Consider the following 16,910-nt stretch of genomic DNA (forward strand, 5'->3'; position numbering starts at 1 on the left):
CGCCTGCTGCGCTGGGCCGGCGCCGCGGCCGTCGCCGCGCCGGCCGCGGGTCTGCTGGCCGCCTGCGGTGGATCGTCGTCGGGCAGCACCGCCCGTCAGGTGCGCATCGGCTACGTGCTGCCCCGCACCGGGACGCTTGACGCCTACAGCGCCGTTGACGCCTTCGTCGTCCAGCGGATGCGCAAAGTGCTCGCCGGCGGCATCAAGGTCGGCGGTCGCACCTATCCGGTGGAGATCATCGTGCGTGACTCCCAGTCGGACCAGGACCGGGCCGGTACCGCGGCCACCGACCTGATCTACAAGGACGATGTGGACCTCGTCCTGGTCGGCGGCACGTCGGACACGGCGATTCCGGTTGCCGACCAGTGCGAGATCAACCAGGTGCCGTGCATCTCCAGTGTCGCTCCGTGGCAGTCGTGGTGGAACGGGCGCGGTGGCAATGTCGACATGCCCTTCCACTGGACGTACCACTTTTACATGGGCCTGGAGGACATCGTCTCCGCCTATGTGGCGATGTGGCGGCAGCTGGGTCTCACCAAGGTGGGTCTGGTGTACACCGACGACGCCGACGGCACTGCCTTCGCCAACCCGGACTTCGGAATTCCCACCGTCCAGAACTACGGTTTTCACCTGACCTCGCCGCGTGGGGGCTTCGCCTCCGGAACGACAGGCTTCGAGACGTATGCGTCATCCTTCGCCTCCGCGGGAGTCGAAGCCGTGGTCGGGATCATGCCGACCGGGGACTTCAACGCCTTCCAACGCTCGATCCGCAACGGCTCGTTCACGCCAAAGGCGATGACCTTCTCCAAGGCCCTCGACTTCCAGGAGGACGTGCGGACCTTCGGCTCCAACGGTGACGGGCTCACCACCGAGATCGGCTGGTCGCCGTCCCACCCGTACCGCAGCTCGCTGGACAACCGCGCCGCCAAGGACCTGGCGACGGACTTCATCAGCAGCACGGGCCGGGTGTGGACGCCGGTGCTTGGCTTCGTCAACGCCCTGTTCGAGGTGGCGGTCAAGGCGCTGGGCAGCGCGGAGTCGCTGGAGCGGGAGGCGATTGCCGCGGCGATCCGTGAGGTGGATGCCCAGACGATCGTCGGACCGGTGGCCTTCGGTTCCCAGCCGAACGTGCCCAAGAACGTCGCGCGGGTCGCCGCCGTCGGTGGCCAGTGGACGCAGGCCGACAACGACCTGAAACTGGAGCTCGTGAACAACAGCAGCAACAGTCGGATCCCGACCGACGGGCAGCTGCGCGAGCTGCCGGCCGGGACCACCTGAGCCGACCTGCGGGTCGGTACGACCGCCGAAACCCGGCCGGGGTCATGTGCTCCCGGCCGGGTTTCGGCGATCCCGGCGCCTTCCGCTTGCCCGGACGGGCCCGGTCCCAGCCGGAGATTCGGGCCGGGCGACCGCATCGAGACCTTCCGAAGGGCCTCGCGGACATCCTCGATGGAGTGCCGCAGAATGCCGTCGAAGCAGTTCACCCCGATGACGAACGGCAACTGACGTTGCTCGAAGTAGTCGACGGCGGCGAAGCAGTCCGCCAGGCGACGGGTGTCGGCCAGCACGATCGCACCGATGGCACCACGCACGATGTCGTCCCACATGAACCAGAAGCGGTACTGCCCCGGAGTCCCGAACAGGTAGAGGATCAGGTCCTCGTCGAGGGACACGCGGCCGAAGTCCATCGCGACCGTGGTCGTGGTCTTGTCCGACAGATGGGTCAGGTCATCGACATGGGCGCCGGCCTCGGTCATGACGGCCTCGGTACGCAGCGGAACGATCTCCGACACCGAGCCCACGAACGTGGTCTTCCCGGCGCCGAATCCGCCTGCAACCACGATCTTCACCGAGGTCGTGGCGACGGAGGAGTTCACCCTCCTGTTGTCAGAGCTTTCGAAGGCCACTGAGAACCCTTTCGAGCAGCGCGAGATCCGGTGCCTCGTCGCGGTCAGGCTGCTGATAGACGCGGACGATGCGTTCGTCCGCCATGTCGCCGACCAGCACCCGGGCGACCCCGAGCGGGACCCGGAGGCCAGCGGCGATCTCCGCGATGGATCGCACCTGCCGGCACATGGCGGCGATGGTCTGTTGCTCGAGGTTCAGGCCGACGACCCGCTCCTCGCCCAGCGGGGTGGTGATGACCAGTGCCTCTATGGCGAGTTCGTAGCGTGACCGCGTACGCCCGCCGGTCATCGCGTAGGGGCGGACGACCGGGCCAGGCGCGCTGTCGGGATCGATACTCACCCTGACTCCCTGTGGGACCGCTCGTTCACCGCGGAAGCGTCCCCTGCAGCTCGGCGCGCAGGGCCGGGGTCAGGACGTCCCGGGCCCGGCTGACCAGCAGGGCCATCTCGTAACCGACGAGCCCGATGTCACAGGACGGCGCGGCCAGCACCGCCATGCTCGCCCCGTCGCTGATCGCCATGATGAACAGGAACCCGTGCTCCATCTCCACGACCGTCTGTGTCACCGCCCCGGCCTCGAAGACCCGGGCCGCGCCCTGGGTCAGGCTGACCAGCCCCGAGGCGACGGCGGCGAGCTGGTCGGCCCGGTCCCGGGGGAAGCCGTCCGAGACGGCCAGGAGCAGACCGTCCGCGGATACCACCACGGTGTGGGCAACCCCCGGTACACGGTCGACAAAATTGTTGATCAACCAGTTGAGGTTCTGGGCATCAGAACTCACGGGTGTCACCGTTCCTCCTGCGCGTCACGACGGGAATTGCTCGTGGTGTCTACTCCGACATCACGTCCTTGCCGTACGCCCTGGTAGAAGCTGGCCAACCGGCCACCGACAGCTTCGGGGGACCGGGACGCGGTCTCGGCGGGACGCCGGCGTGGCGCGGGTTCGGCGCTGCCGGGCACGAGGTGGGTCATGGGAACTCGCATCGGTAGGCCGGAGCTGGTCACGCCGCCGGAGACCGGTCGGCGGGACGCTTCGGCTGCCTGCCAACCGGCGTCGGCGGGAGAGCTCCAGCCCTCCCGGCCGGCGGGCTGGGCCGGCTGGGCCCCCAGTGGCTGGGGACCCGACGGCGGTCCACCCGCCTGGTATGCCCCGGCGGCGGCCTGGGCCACCGTCGGCTGTGGCTGACTCTGAGCCGCCCGGGTGGGAAGCGGCGTGGCCGCCTCCACCACGGGATCGCCGGCCGGGGTTGGCCGGGACCCGGACAACGGGTCGTGGCCCGGACGCATCGGGACCCGGTGCCCGAAGGCGCCGCCGAGCCCTGACCGGCCGGCCGGCCGACCGGCCGGGGTGGCCGGCGCGCTCGGCGCCTGGCCCTCAGGGCGAATCCGCTGGGGTGGTGCCGCAGCCGCCGGGGCTGCGGCGGGAGCAGCGAGTCCGGGTGCGGTCGCCGGAGCCGGGCTGCGGCGCTGGAACCAGGCCGACACCGAGTCGAAGATCGGTGACGTCTCGGCGTCGTCGTGGTCCGCCCCCGCGTCCGCGGCGGCGGGTTCCGGGGTGGCGGGTTCCGGGGTGGACGGCGCGGCCTGCCTGGCCGGCGCCGGCTGCTGGGCGGCTGCAGCCTGCTCGGCTGGTGCCGACGCGGCTTGCGGTGCCGGTCCGGTCGGTGCCGGTCGGGCAGTCGGGCGCTCGGGCGCTGCCGGCTGCTCGCCGGTGGAGACGTGGGACGGCCCGGTCCGGGGGCCGGTGGTGGGCGCCTCGATCCGGTCGCGTCCCCGGGGCCCCGTGGGCGCCTCGCCAGGAGCCGTTCCCCTGGCGGTGTGCGGGCCCGTCGACGAGCCCGGGGTCACCGAGATCCCGTTCGGCCGTTCGCGCACCGGTAGGGGCTCACGCTCGCTCGGTGCGATCGGCGGCCCGTCGGCCCTGGGCCGGGTCGACCAGCGGCTGTCGCCGAACGAGATCTGGCTGGTCGGCTCGCCCGTGGCCGGCTCGCGGCGGGGTAGTCCACGCCGTCCGATCGACTCGGTGTCGGGGTTGAGCCCGTCCGGAGCGCGCCGCCCCTGCGGCTCGCCGCGATCAGCGGGCCCATGATCGTCGCCACCTGTGGGGACGGCGCGTGGGCCGGTCCCGCCGGGCACCGGCCCGGTCGGACCGGTCGGCCCACCGGAGCGGTTGGGTCCGGTCGCGCGGTCACGGATGTCGTCCGTGGGCCGCTCGTGGCCGGGCCGCTTCTCGCTGTCGGGGCCGAACTCGCCGAGTCCGAGGCCCGGCCGGCTCGGCAGGGGATGCGGTCCGGTGCGGTCGGAGCTGACCGGCGTCGCCATCGGCCCGGTGAGCGGGAAGGGCCCGGTGTTCGGGAACCGGTGCGTGGCGGAGTCGTCGAACAGGCTCCCCGGGACGCCGGAGGAGGAGGAGGCGGCGGCGGCCGGGGTGTGGTGGCCGTTGCTGGATCCGTTGGCGGCACCGGCCGGTAGGGCGGGGGTGGCCCCGCCGCGCCTGACGGGTTCGGCACCACCGATGGCCGGGCGATCGGCGTTGTCGGGGCCGGGCAGGGCCGGGGCCGTGGTGGGACGGTTGAGGGCGGGCACCCGGCCCGCGCCGCCACCTGCGGCGCTGTCGCCGGTGACCAGGCGGGCGGGCAACCGCACGACCGCGGTGATGCCACCGGAGGAGGACTCACGCAGCTGCACGCGGATGCCGTGCCGGCCGGCCAGTCGACCGACGGCGAACAGACCCATCGTCCGGGAGACGGACACGTCGACGACCGGCGGGTTGGCCAGCCGCTCGTTGACCCGCTCGAGTTCCTTGGCGGGCATCCCGATGCCCTGGTCCTCGATCTCGATCATCGCACCGGCGCCCGGTCCGAGGGAATGGCTCGTCACCCGCACGTCGGTCACCGGCGGCGAGTACGACGTGGCGTTCTCCAACAGCTCCGCGACCAGGTGGACGACGTCGCTGACACCGTTACCGGCAATCGACACGGGTGCCGCGGTGGTCTGCTTGACGCGGGTGTACTGCTCGACCTCCGAGATGGCCGCGAGGACCACCTCGTTGAGCGGGACGGGATGGGTCCAGCGCCGGGCGGTGTCGGTGCCGGCGAGAACCAACAGGCTTTCGTTGTTCCGCCGCATTCGGGTGGCGAGGTGGTCGAGTTTGAACAGGTTTGCCAGCTGGTCGGGGTCCTGCTCGCGGTTTTCCAGGTCGTCGATCAGGCGCAGCTGGCGTTCCACCAGGCCCTGGCTTCGCCGGGAAAGGTTCACGAACATGGCGTTCACGTTGTTTCGCAGTGACGCCTGTTCGGACGCCAGCCGGACCGCCTCGCGGTGGACCTCGTCGAAGGCCCGGGCGACGTCACCGACCTCCTCGTCGGTGGTGATACCGACGGGTTCGATCTCGTCGTCGAAGTTCTGGTCGGTGGAGTCGCGCAGTCGGCGGACGGCGTCGGGCAGCCGGCGGTCGGCGACGTCCAGCGCCGCGGTACGCAGGGCCAGCAGTGGCCGGACCAGGGAGCGCGCCACGACCAGTGCGGCCAGCAGGGCGGTGGCCAGGATGAGCACGACCAGCAGGCCGGACAGCAGCGCCCGGCGCTGGATGTCGCCACGCAGCGAGTCGACCCGTTGGTCGACGACGTCGAGCATCTTGCCGGTCGCGTCGACGCCGATGTTGATCGTTTCCTGGGTGGAGCGGTTCCAGATCTCCGTCGAGATGTCGAGCCGTTCGCCGACCGTCGCGTTCAGGATCTTGTCGACGATGTTGTCGGTGTTCTTGATGTCGCCGCTGGCGTCCGCGTCGACCGTCGGGTGGTAGAGGGCGAGCAGCTCGGGGCTCTGCAGGTCCTCGATGACGGCCTGGTCGCGGCCACGCTGGGTCTCGGCCGACAGGAACTCCCGGAAGTCGGGCTCGAGGAAGGGACGGCCGTCTCCCTCGATCAGGCGCAGCACGAGTGACTGCTGTTCGGCCAGAAGTTCGGTGGCGGAGAGCTGGTAGAACGCCGCGTTGACGCCGTCATCCAGCTGTTGGTCGTCATTTCCCTGTGGAATGAGCCGAACCAGCTCGAGCAACGAGTCGATGATCGGCGCAAACGCCGTTGCGACCGCCCGTGGGTCGACGAGCCGCTGGATCGCCTGCCGTTTGGCGGGAAGCGTGCCCATCCGGTCGTGCACGTCTTCGAGTGCCTTACGCACGCCGGAACCGAACGATCCCTGCCGCTTGTCCGCGACTGCCGTGTATGCCCGATAGGCATCATTAACCGCTGCCTGGCGGGCCGGGATGGGGTCGGCGTTGCGGGAACCGATCGCACCGCTGGCGACGAATCCGGTGCTGTACGTCCGCTCCATCTGCAACGCCTGGACGAGGCTGACGGCGGACTTACTGATCCGGGTGAGGTCGGAGATCCGGTTGACGTCGCGGGTGTTGGTCAGCACCGAACCGGCCGCGATCGAGGAGTAGGCCAGGATCGCGACGACCGGAACGATCAGGATCGCGATCAGCTTCGTGCGGACGCGCCAGTTCGTGGGGGTGGTGACCGCATGGCGGAGCCGGCCCAGACCCGACCCCCCGGGTCCTGCTGGTGTCGGCGGGCGCTCGTCACGCTGCGCCGCCGCGCCGTCCTTGTTGTCCACGGGCAGACCCTGGGCCGAGGTCGGCTCCGAGTCTGCGGCGATGCCCGTGCCACTGGCCATCGGTTGTCTGCGCACGTACCTTCGCAACCTCTCCGCCGTCCCCCCGGAACACTTCGTGCCAGAGGGCTCGGTATCGGGCCCGGATGTCCCTTGTCAAGCACCATAGCGGTACGAAGTCGGCATCCGAAAGGTGCCTACCGTAAGCCCGTTCGTGGCCAGGTGTCCGTTGTAACCGGAGTGCGCGCCGTGACCGTCCGGGTAACCCGGCGCGCGACGCAACAACGTACGCCATCGGGCGCCGCAGCTTGTCTCGGACAGAGCTGAGCTTGGTGCAAAACCCGGCATCTCAGGCATCTACGACACTGGCTCTTCCGACGTTCGAGCTTGCCTGCCCGGCATTGCACCTTTGGGGTATTGGCACTCCTGGGCGGTCGCGCTGTCCGAAGGGGTGCACGTGGGTGCCTCGCCCGTCGGGGCCCGTCGGGCGAGGGCCCGCGCGTCCGGGGTCCGCTTGCCGGGGGTCCGTTCGTTCGGGTCCGTTCGTTCGGGGTCCCGGCGGTCCGGCCACCGGGCTCCCGCCCGAAGGTGGTTGCGGATCCGTAGGCTGGCGCGGTGAGCGAGATGCAGCATGGCGACCCTGGTCACGGTGCGAGAGCGCAGCATGCCGGTACGGTGGCGGGCGGATCCTCCGTCCCTGGGGCGGCGCCCGTTCGGCCGGGGGCGGGGGCGGGGCCCACCGGGAACGACACCGTTCTGGTGCTCGACTTCGGCGCGCAGTATGCCCAGCTGATCGCCCGCCGGGTCCGGGAATGCCATGTGTACTCGGAGATCGTGCCGTGGCACACGCCGGTCGAGGACCTTCTCGCCCGTAGACCGTCCGCACTCATCCTTTCTGGCGGGCCACGTTCGGTGTACTCACCCGGCGCACCCCGGGTTGATCCCGCGTTGTTCGAGACCGGCCTACCGGTCCTCGGTATCTGCTACGGCCATCAGGTGATGGCCCAGGCGTTGGCCGGGACGGTGGACCGGACCGGAACCGCCGAGTACGGAGCGACTCGCCTGGCGGTGTCCGAACCCGGTGTCCTGTTCGACGGGTTGCCTGTCGATCAGCAGGTGTGGATGTCCCATGGCGACTCGGTCTCGAAGGCGCCCCCCGGCTTTCTGGTGACGGCGTCGACCCCGTCGACCCCGGTCGCCGCGTTCGAGGACCGCGAGCGGCGGCTGTTCGGGGTCCAGTTCCATCCGGAGGTCCTGCACAGCGAGCGCGGCCTGGACGTGCTGCGGCACTTCCTGCTGGCCGGTGCCGGCTGCCGGCCGACCTGGACGATGGTCAACATCGTCGAGGAGGCGGTGGCGGCGGTGCGCGACCAGGTCGGCAACGGCCGGCTGATCTGCGGGCTGTCCGGCGGGGTGGACTCCGCGGTGGCCGCGGCCCTCGTGCACCGGGCTGTCGGGGATGCTTTGACCTGCGTGTTCGTCGATCATGGCCTGCTGCGCGAGGGTGAGGCCGAGCAGGTCGAGCGGGAGTTCGTCGCCTCCACCGGGGTGGAGCTGGTCCACGTCAAGGCGGCCGACCGGTTTGCCGCCGCGCTCGCCGGGGTCACCGAGCCCGAACAGAAGCGCAAGATCATTGGCCGGGAGTTCATCCGGGTCTTCGAGGAGGCGGCCCGTGAGCTCGAGGCCCGCGCCGAGGCCGAGGGTGCGACGATCGACCATCTCGTGCAGGGCACGCTCTATCCCGACGTGATCGAGTCGGGTTCCGCCACCGCCGCCAAGATCAAGTCACATCACAACGTCGGTGGCCTGCCGGACGACCTGCAGTTCGGGCTGATCGAGCCGCTGCGGTCGCTGTTCAAGGACGAGGTGCGCCGCCTGGGCGAGGAGCTCGGCCTGCCCGAGGAGATCGTCTGGCGGCAGCCGTTCCCCGGGCCCGGACTCGCCGTGCGCATCATCGGCGAGGTGACCCCCGAGCGCCTCGACATCGTGCGCGCCGCCGACGCGGTGGTCCGCGACGAGATCCGTCGCGCCGGCCTCGACCGGGAGATCTGGCAGGTCTTCGCGGTCCTGCTCGCCGACGTGCGGTCGGTCGGGGTGCAGGGCGACGAGCGCACCTACGGGCATCCCGTGGTCCTGCGCGCGGTCACCAGCGAGGACGCCATGACCGCAGACTGGGCGCGGCTGCCGTACACCCTGCTCGAGCGCATCTCCAACCGCATCGTCAACGAGGTTCCCCAGGTCAACCGGGTTGTCTACGACATCACGTCGAAGCCGCCGGGCACCATCGAGTGGGAGTAGGTCGGTCGTTCGCCGGGGCCGGGGCTGCGTTTGACGTCCCGGCCGCCGGCGAGCACTCTGAAGAGGTGACCGTGCACCAGATGGCCATTACGTAGGCGCGCACCCCGCATACCGGGCTCGCGCGCCCCGCCCTTCCGCCGTGTCGGCGGAGGGGTTTTTTGTTGCCGCGGCCACGGTGAGGTGGCCGCACTGCCACCGGAGAGGTCGCCATGACCGCACCTGCCGACGACGACGAGCCGGCATCCGAGCCCGGGTCCACCGGGTCTGTCCGTTCCGTCCCGCCCGCGTCCTTGCCTGCGTCGGCCCTGCTGCCGGTGCCGCCGGGGATCGAGACCGCGGCGCGGGTGCTGGCCGGTGTCGCTCGGCGGACCCGGGTCGTGCGGGACGACCGGCTCGGCGCCGAGCTCGGCGTGCCGGTCTGGCTCAAGTGCGAGCACGAGCAGCACACCGGTTCGTTCAAGCTGCGCGGTGCCTATCACCGGGTGGCGCTCGCCGATCCGGACGCGCGGATGCGCGGGGTGGTCGCGGCCAGCGCCGGCAACCATGCCCAGGGTGTGGCCTACGCGGCGGCGGCCTTCGGCGTTCCAGCGACGATCTTCGTTCCGGCCGGGGCCAACCCGATCAAGATCGCCCGGACTCGGGAGCTGGGGGCGCGGGTCGAGCAGGTGCCTGGCGGGGTGGAGGCTGCGCTGGCCGCCGCCGCGACGTTCGCCGCAGCCGGGGATCGACTACTGGTGCACCCCTTCGACGACCCCGCGGTGATCGCCGGGCAGGGCACGATCGGTCTGGAACTGCTCGACCAGGTGCCGGACCTGCACACGGTCCTGGTCGGTGTGGGCGGTGGTGGGCTCGTCAGCGGGATCGCGGCGGCCATCCGGGCACACCGGCCCGAGGTGCGGATCATCGGCGTCCAGTCGGTGCTGGCTCCCGCCTTCGCCACGGCCCTGCGCATGGGCCGACGTGTGCTGCCCGCCGTGGATGCGCGGGTGGTGGGGCGGCCCTGCCGGCGCCCGACCCTGCCTCGCCCACTGGCACCGTCGGCAGGACGGGGCACGATCGCCGACGGCATGGCGGTGCGCGAGCCGGGACGGCTCACCCTGGCGCTCGCCCGCACCCTGGTGGACGACGTGGTGACCGTCGACGAGTCGGCGTTCTGGTCGGCGATGGTGTGGCTGCGCCGGTCCGGCATCGTGGTGGAGCCCGCCGGGGCGGCACCGGTCGCGGCGCTGCTGCGCCACGGCGAGCTGGCCGTGGGACCGACGGTGGCCGTCCTGTCCGGCGGCAACATCGATCCGGCCGTGGACGCCCGGGTGCGTGCGCTGGCCACGCCTGCTGATCTGGCCACGCCTGCCGATCTGGCCAGGACCACGGGCGTGACCGGCCCGCCGGGTATGGCCGGATCGCGCTGCCCATAAGGTGGCCTGGCGGGTCGGTGCCGTTCGCCGGCCGGTTCGACGTCGAACGTATGATCGAGGTTGTATGAGCACACTGTTCGGTGAGTCCTCCGGTGCCGTCGGCGGCGTGCCCTACGACCTGTTCGGCCCGGCGGTGCTCGCCCCGACCGCGGGGGACGAGTCGCGAGACGGGTCGGGCGGATCGGGTGGCCTGCCCCGTCTCGATGCGGAAGGGCTGCTCGACGGGCTCAACCCCCAGCAGCGCGCGGCCGTGGTGCACATCGGCGCGCCGATGCTGGTGGTGGCGGGTGCGGGTTCGGGCAAGACCCGGGTGCTCACCCATCGCATCGCCTACCTGCTGGCGGCGCGCGGGGTGCGGCCGGGGGAGATCCTGGCGATCACGTTCACGAACAAGGCCGCGGCCGAGATGCGCGAGCGGGTCAGCGCGCTGGTCGGCCCGCGGGCCCGGGCGATGTGGGTGAGCACGTTCCACTCGGCCTGTGTGCGCATCCTGCGTTCGGAGGCCAAGCGGCTCGGATTCGGTTCGTCGTTCTCCATCTACGATGCCGCCGACGCCCAGCGTCTGATCACCCTGGTGACCCGGGATCTCGACCTTGACCCCAAGCGGCATCCGGCGCGTGGTCTGGCCGCGCAGATCAGCAACCTGAAGAACGAACTGATCGACTGGGAGATGGCCCGGGACCGGGCGTCCAGTCACCCCGAGCGCACCGTCGCCGAGGTGTATGCCGCCTACCAGCAGCGCCTCGCGCAGGCCAACGCGCTCGACTTCGATGATCTGATCATGACGACGGTGAACCTGCTGCAGGCGTTTCCCGACGTCGCCGAGCACTACCGGCGTCGCTTCCGGCACATCCTGGTGGACGAGTACCAGGACACCAACCACGCCCAGTACGTGCTGATCCGCGAACTCGTCGGCCAGCCGGCGCACGGCGCGGGCCGTGCCGTCGGCACCGTTGCGACGGGCGCCGACGAGACCGCCGGTGCTGGCAGCGCCACCGCAGCCGCGGGTGCCGGTGCGGCCGGGGCCGCGGTCGCCATGGGTGAGTCGGCCACCTGGCCGTCCGGCGCGGTGCCGCCAGGCGAGCTGTGCGTGGTCGGGGACGCCGACCAGTCGATCTACGCCTTCCGCGGGGCGAACATCCGCAACATCGTGGAATTCGAAGAGGACTTCCCGGCCGCCGCGGTGATCCTGCTGGAGCAGAACTACCGGTCGACGCAGACCATCCTGTCCGCCGCGAACGCGGTGATCGCACGCAACAACCAGCGTAAGGCGAAACGGCTGTGGTCCGACGCCGGCGACGGTGAGAAGATCGTCGGGTTCGTCGCCGACAACGAGCACGACGAGGCGGCGTTCGTCGCCGAGGAGGTCGACCGGCTCACCGATGCCGGCCTCGCCCGTCCGGCGGACGTCGCGGTGTTCTACCGGACGAACGCGCAGAGCCGGGTCTTCGAGGAGATCTTCGTCCGGGTCGGGCTGCCCTACCGGGTCGTCGGCGGGGTGCGCTTCTACGAGCGCCGCGAGATCCGGGATCTGCTCGCCTACCTGCGGGTGCTGGCCAACCCGGCGGACACGGTGAACCTGCGGCGCATCCTGAACGTGCCACGCCGGGGCATCGGAGACCGGGCCGAGGCGGCGCTTGCCGGCTTCGCCGAGGCCGAGCGGATCGGTTTCCCCGCGGCCCTGGCCCGGGTGGGCGAGGTGCCGGGCCTCGCGGCCCGCTCGGCGAAGGCGGTGCGCGAGTTCGCCGCGCTGCTCACCGGCCTGCGGGCGGTCGAGGCGCAGGGTCCGGTGGCGTTGGTCGAGGCGGTGCTGGAACGCACCGGCTACCTGGCGGAACTGCTCGCCGAGGACACCATCGAGTCGCAGGGCCGGGTGGAGAACCTGCAGGAGTTCGTCGGCGTCGTGCAGGAGTTCGTCGAGCGCAACCCCGAGGGTTCCCTCGCCGCCTTCCTCGAGCAGGTCTCGCTGGTCGCGGACGCCGACCAGATTCCCACCGACGACGGGTCCGACGGGGTCGTCACCCTGATGACCCTGCACAGCGCCAAGGGACTGGAGTTTCCCGTCGTCTTCCTCACCGGCCTGGAGGACGGTGTCTTTCCGCACCTGCGCACCCTCGGTGACCCCGCCCAGATGGAGGAGGAGCGTCGCCTCGCCTACGTCGGGGTCACCCGGGCCCGGGCCCGGCTGTATCTCACCCGCTCGGTGGTGCGCAGTGCCTGGGGCCAACCGGCCTACAACCCGGCGTCCCGCTTCCTCGGTGAGGTGCCCGATGCGCTCATCGACTGGCGTCGTCTGGCCGAGGCGGCCCCGCCGCCGGCCACCCGCACCTGGGGTTCGGGTTCGGCCGGGAGCAGCTTCGGCAGTGCTGGCCTGGGTGCCGCGGCCGGTGGATCGGCGTCTGCGCGCCGGCCGCTGGCGAACTCGCCGTTCGCCGGGCGGGCCCGTCCAGCGGCGCGGGCGGTGGTCGAACTGAACCAGGGTGACCGGGTGACGCACGACAGCTTCGGGCTCGGGGTCGTGGTCGCCATCGCCGGGTTCGGCGACTCGGCCGAGGCGACGATCGACTTCGGGGCCGAGGCCGGCACGAAACGGCTGCTGCTGCGTTATGCGCCCGTCGAAAAACTCTGAACGCCGTCGAGAGAGCGACCGGACCCGTCGAAGGGCCGGCCCCGAGGTCAGTCCGCGTCGGGGGAATCCGGCGCGGAGCCGGTGAGCCAGGTGGTGATCTGGTGCGCCACGGTGCCGCTGAACGCCAGGGACTGGTGGCCCAGCCCCGGCACGGTGAGGTTGACCGCATCAAGATCGGGATGATGGACGGCGGCCTGCGCGGGGCGGACCACCGTGTCGAGTGCGGCGGCGACGGCGAAGATCCGGGTGCGGCAGCCCGGTGCGGGTTCGGCCAGTTCCGCGATCAGCGGCGAGTCCGCTCGTAGCTGGCGTAGCAGCGGATACGGCAGTGCCCGCGGCACGAGCTCGGCCAGCCGGGTGCCGCCGTGCGGGGTCGCGAGCGTGATCAGGGTGCCGACCTGCCGGTCACCGCCCATTCGCTGGACGTAGTAGCGGGCGACCAGGCCGCCGAGGGAGTGCGCGATGATGGTCACCTGGCCGTCCGCTCCGGCGATCCGGGCCACGGCCTCACCCAGCACCCGGGCGCCGTCCTCGACGCAGGTGGTGCGTAGCGGTAGCTGCACCGGCACAACCCGGCGAAAACCACGTCGCCGCAGGTGGCGGTGTAGCCGGGTGAAGATCGACCGGTTGTCGACCAGTCCGTGCACGAGTAGCACCGGGGTGGTGGCGGTGTCGGGGGAGCGCACCAGCAGGCCGCGTTCCAGCGGTGCGAGTCCGTCCAGGGAGTAGCCCTCGTCGCGCTGGGTGAGACGTCGCAGCGCGCCCGCCGGGTACAGCGCCAGATGGGTCGCCAGGCATGCGGTCTCGACGGCCAGGCCGCGGGCGCCGGCCGGTGTCGCGAGCAGACCTGCGGTGATCGTTCGACCACGCTCACGCGGGGACGGCGGCGACCAGCTGGCGGCGGACTCGACTGCGCCCACCGGAGATGTGGCGGTTATGTCTGATCACTCTCCCTGCCTCGCGGGCTGCGTCGGCGCCGCAACCGGGCCCGCCGCCGGGCGGGCGCGGCGGGCGTCCGGCATCGTCGGGCACATCCGACCTGTTCCGGGAAACGCAAAGAGATTACAGACTGTTACGTAGTTCTGTCGACCAGCGGGCCCGTCGGAGCCGGTTGCGCAGGTCAGGGTCCTGCGCCTGCAGCTGGACGAACAGCGCGACGGCGGCGCGCACGATCGTGGCGACATCGGTCCCCGGGAGCAGCTGGTCGGCGAAGCCGAGCCGGTGCAGGTCGACGGGACGCAGCCCGCCGGCGTCGGCCGCCTGCGCAACCGGAATCCGCAGGGTCACCGCGGCGCCTTCCGGGGACAGCGCGGTGAAATAGCTGTGCGGTGTCATGACGACCACGTCGGTGACGGTCGCGGCGAGTGCCCCGCCGGAGCCGCCCTCGCCATGCACGATCGCCACGGTGGGTGAGGGGCAGGTGAGTACCGCCGCCATCGCGTCGCCGATCGCCGCGGCGATGCCGGCAGTCTCGGCTGCCGGTCCGGACGCCGCTCCCGGGGTGTCCACCAGGGTGATCAGTCCGACGCCGAGCTTGCCCGCCAACCGGGCCGCCCGTGACAGCAGACGGTAACCGGCCGGGCCTGGTGCGCTGCCGCGGGAGGCCCCGAGCGCCACGACCACCGCGGTGCGCGGACCACCGACCGTGTCCCCGGTCAGTGCCTCGCCCTGGTCGGACGTCTCGTCCTGGTTCGGTGCCGTCCCGGGGAGTCGGCCGATGCGAACGGCGACGCAGGGGTCCGCGCCGGCGAGATCGACGCCGTCGGGCAGCAGCGCGTGCAGCAGCTCGGTGCCGTGGGGGCGGGCGACGGTCCGGGCCGCGAGCACCTGTTCCCAGCCCGCCCGGGCCACCTCCACGGTGCCCGTCGTGCTCGATGATGGGGGTGGCGGCGACGTAGCGGCGGGCGAGGAGGACAGGGCGGTCAGGGCCCGGTGCAGCCAGGCGGCGACGGCCTCGGGGGCGAGCACCGCGTCGACCAGGCCGGCCGCCGCCGCGGGGGCGGCGCTGTGGCTGCCGGGCGGTGGCGGGGTGCCGGTCATCGCCGCGACGACCCGGGGGCCCGAGAAGCCGACGGTCGCCCCGGCAACCGCGCAGCGCAGGTCGCACCGGGAGCCGATGGTGACCCAGACCCCGCCGGTCGTCGGCTGGTCCGCCACGGCGACATGCCCGACGGCGGCCTCGTCGAGGGCGGCGAGGGCCAACGCCACCCGGGGGAGGCCGACCAGCCCGGCAACCCCTTCCTGCAGGCGGGTGCCGCCGCTGCGCAGGAACGACACCAGTGGACGGCGGGTGGTCGCCGCCTCGGCCGCCGCAGCGGCGAAGCCGGCCGCGTCCGCCGCCCCAAAACTTCCACCGTGTACGGAAAAGTCCCATATCGCGGCGACCGCCTCGACTCCCGCGATCGGTCCGGTGCCCCACCTGAGTGCCGGCCGTCCGTCGTAGTCCGGCCAGCCCAGGCGATTGGGCGATCCCGCGGTTGCGGGCCGCAGGGTGATGCCCGCCAGCAGGGTCGTTCGCCACTCGGCGGGCGTGCGTGCTCCCGCTTGGCTCGTCCTGTCCATGTCCGCATCTTGCGGGTGCGAACCGCGGTGGTGGCTTGCGTGCCGGCCGCGGTGTCACAGGACACGCCGCGACGGGGCACGCACGGCGGGCCCGGCGGGTGATGCTCGAGCGATCCGTGATGACGGATGGAAGGGGACAAATGTGATGTATCGGGCGGACTGCCCCGCGAGGGCGATCGACATACGCTGTGACTCACTGTCCCCGGCAAGGGCGGGCGTTCGCACCACAACCGCGACCCCGGTGCAGTGAGGAGAGCGATGCTCACACCGCTGCTGGAGGAAGATCCCCGCCAGATCGGTCCGTACCGGCTGCAGAACCGGATCGGGGCCGGTGGGATGGGAACCGTCTACCTCGGGTTCACTCCCGATCAGCGAGCCGTGGCCGTCAAGGTGGCCGCCGAGGATCTGGCCGAGGACGTCGAGTTCCGTAGCCGGTTCGAACGGGAGGTGCACGCCGCGCTGCGGGTGCGGGGCAACGCGGTGGCCGCCGTCCTCGACGCCGACACCGAGGCGCTGGCACCGTGGATGGTCACCGAGTACGTCGAGGGCATCAGCCTGGCGCAGGCCGTCCGGGCCCGGGGGCGCCTGGAGAACCACCTCGTGCGTGGCCTGGCCGTCGGCCTCGCCGACGCGCTGGTGGCCATTCATTCCGCCGGTGTCGTCCACCGTGATCTCAAACCGTCGAACATCCTGCTGGCCTGGGACGGCCCGAAAGTGATCGACTTCGGGGTGGCGCACCTGACCGACAGCAGCACCCTGACCCGCACCGGTCATGTGATCGGGACACTGGCCTGGATGTCGCCCGAGCAGATGCGCGGGGAGCCGTCCGGCTCGTCGGCGGACGTGTTCGCCTGGGCGAACTGCGTGACGTACGGGGCGACCGGACGCCACCCCTTCCACGCCGAGTCGCCCGACCAGCTTGCCCTGCGGGTCCAGCGGGACAGCCCGGATCTTGACGCGTTGCCGGCCTACCTGCACAGCGTCGTCGCCCGGTCCCTGTCGAAGGATCCCGCGCGCCGGCCGACGGCGTCCGCGCTGCTCGCCGCGCTGGTCGGGCGCACCTCGGTGGAAGGCGTCACCGAGGCCGACGCAGTGGCCGGCGACTTTCTCGAACGCACCTGGACCGGGACCGGCAGAGCGCCCACCGAAAGCATCACCGTGCTGCCCGGCGCGGCCGGTCCGGCCGTGGGTGCAAATCCCGCCGATGGCGTAACTCCCGCCGGGGGCGTAACGCCCGCTGGTGGTGCGACTCCCGCTGGTGGCGCGGCTCCGGCGGACCGACCAGCCACCGGTTGGTCACCGCGGGTGGACCGGCCGGCTCCTGCCGCGGGGCCCTGGCCGGTCGGGGTGCCGCCGCCGGCCTCGGCCTTCCGACCTGCCGTGCCGCCACCGACGCCGATCCCGCCGCCCCGCCGGCCGACGGCTTGATCAGCACCGGATAGCCAATTTGACCGGCGGCCTTGATCAGCGCCGCGTCGTCCATC

Annotated in this window: 9 protein-coding genes and 2 pseudogenes; 5 read left to right on the forward strand and 6 right to left on the reverse strand. The window is 71.7% G+C overall.

All coding sequences use genetic code 11. The annotated features are described in order from the left end of the window. Positions 1 to 1,278: ABC transporter substrate-binding protein (locus tag ND747_RS15645; RefSeq protein WP_308204639.1), on the forward strand; the 1,278-nt coding region annotated here is incomplete at its 5' end. A gap of 146 nt (positions 1,279 to 1,424) precedes the next feature. Here ND747_RS15645 and ND747_RS15650 read toward each other — a convergent pair. The 4 genes and pseudogenes from ND747_RS15650 to ND747_RS15665 form a co-directional block, all read right to left on the reverse strand. Continuing rightward, positions 1,425 to 1,907, reverse strand: a pseudogene (locus ND747_RS15650) (ATP/GTP-binding protein); the annotation flags it as partial. Further along, positions 1,888 to 2,247 (reverse strand): DUF742 domain-containing protein, encoded by a 360-nt coding sequence (locus tag ND747_RS15655; RefSeq protein ID WP_251734359.1) that lies wholly within the window; start codon positions 2,245 to 2,247, stop codon positions 1,888 to 1,890. The pseudogene ND747_RS15650 and the gene ND747_RS15655, both read right to left, overlap by 20 nt. Positions 2,248 to 2,272: 25 nt before the next feature. Continuing rightward, entirely contained in the window at positions 2,273 to 2,695 is a 423-nt protein-coding gene (locus ND747_RS15660) for a roadblock/LC7 domain-containing protein (RefSeq protein ID WP_163547517.1), read from the reverse strand. After that, positions 2,692 to 6,585 (reverse strand): nitrate- and nitrite sensing domain-containing protein, encoded by a 3,894-nt coding sequence (locus ND747_RS15665; RefSeq protein ID WP_251734360.1) that lies wholly within the window; start codon positions 6,583 to 6,585, stop codon positions 2,692 to 2,694. The genes ND747_RS15660 and ND747_RS15665 overlap by 4 nt, the downstream gene beginning before the upstream one ends. A 561-nt stretch (positions 6,586 to 7,146) precedes the next feature. On the opposite strand from ND747_RS15665, the gene guaA reads away from it, so the two are divergent. The 3 genes from guaA to pcrA all read left to right on the forward strand — a co-directional run bounded on the left by guaA (position 7,147) and on the right by pcrA (position 12,864). Then, complete coding sequence (guaA, locus tag ND747_RS15670) at positions 7,147 to 8,820, forward strand: glutamine-hydrolyzing GMP synthase (protein ID WP_285900605.1); 1,674 nt, start codon at positions 7,147 to 7,149, stop codon at positions 8,818 to 8,820. Positions 8,821 to 9,029: 209 nt separating this feature from the next. Continuing rightward, positions 9,030 to 10,235 carry a threonine/serine dehydratase gene (locus ND747_RS15675; RefSeq protein WP_251734362.1) on the forward strand — a complete coding sequence of 402 codons (1,206 nt, stop codon included), beginning with the start codon at positions 9,030 to 9,032 and terminating at the stop codon, positions 10,233 to 10,235. A 64-nt stretch (positions 10,236 to 10,299) separates the two neighbouring features. Then, positions 10,300 to 12,864: a DNA helicase PcrA gene (pcrA, locus tag ND747_RS15680; RefSeq protein WP_251734363.1), complete on the forward strand. Its 2,565-nt coding sequence runs from the start codon at positions 10,300 to 10,302 to the stop codon at positions 12,862 to 12,864. 47 nt (positions 12,865 to 12,911) lie between these two features. Here pcrA and ND747_RS15685 read toward each other — a convergent pair whose 3' ends face one another. Both ND747_RS15685 and ND747_RS15690 read right to left on the reverse strand, forming a co-directional pair. Beyond that, on the reverse strand, positions 12,912 to 13,784 hold the full coding sequence (locus tag ND747_RS15685; RefSeq protein WP_251734364.1) for an alpha/beta fold hydrolase: 873 nt from the start codon (positions 13,782 to 13,784) through the stop codon (positions 12,912 to 12,914). Positions 13,785 to 13,926: 142 nt separating this feature from the next. Continuing rightward, positions 13,927 to 15,426 carry a carboxyl transferase domain-containing protein gene (locus ND747_RS15690; protein WP_251734365.1) on the reverse strand — a complete coding sequence of 500 codons (1,500 nt, stop codon included), beginning with the start codon at positions 15,424 to 15,426 and terminating at the stop codon, positions 13,927 to 13,929. Between the two features lie 258 nt (positions 15,427 to 15,684). Between ND747_RS15690 and ND747_RS15695 the strand changes: the two are divergent. Further along, positions 15,685 to 16,558 (forward strand): annotated as a pseudogene (locus ND747_RS15695) (serine/threonine-protein kinase); the annotation flags it as partial. Positions 16,559 to 16,910 lie beyond the last annotated feature (352 nt).

Origin of the sequence: Frankia sp. R82 (genome assembly GCF_023716925.1) — a bacterium.
Classification (GTDB): domain Bacteria; phylum Actinomycetota; class Actinomycetes; order Frankiales; family Frankiaceae; genus Frankia.

Bases quoted from the DNA above. Each gene is read 5' to 3' on its own strand.
- ND747_RS15665 (WP_251734360.1), bottom strand. From the start codon at position 6,585: ATGGCCAGTGGCACGGGCATCGCCGCAGACTCGGAGCCGACCTCGGCC.
- guaA (WP_285900605.1), top strand. From the start codon at position 7,147: ATGCAGCATGGCGACCCTGGTCACGGTGCGAGAGCGCAGCATGCCGGT.
- ND747_RS15690 (WP_251734365.1), bottom strand. From the start codon at position 15,426: ATGGACAGGACGAGCCAAGCGGGAGCACGCACGCCCGCCGAGTGGCGA.
- ND747_RS15675 (WP_251734362.1), top strand. From the start codon at position 9,030: ATGACCGCACCTGCCGACGACGACGAGCCGGCATCCGAGCCCGGGTCC.
- pcrA (WP_251734363.1), top strand. From the start codon at position 10,300: ATGAGCACACTGTTCGGTGAGTCCTCCGGTGCCGTCGGCGGCGTGCCC.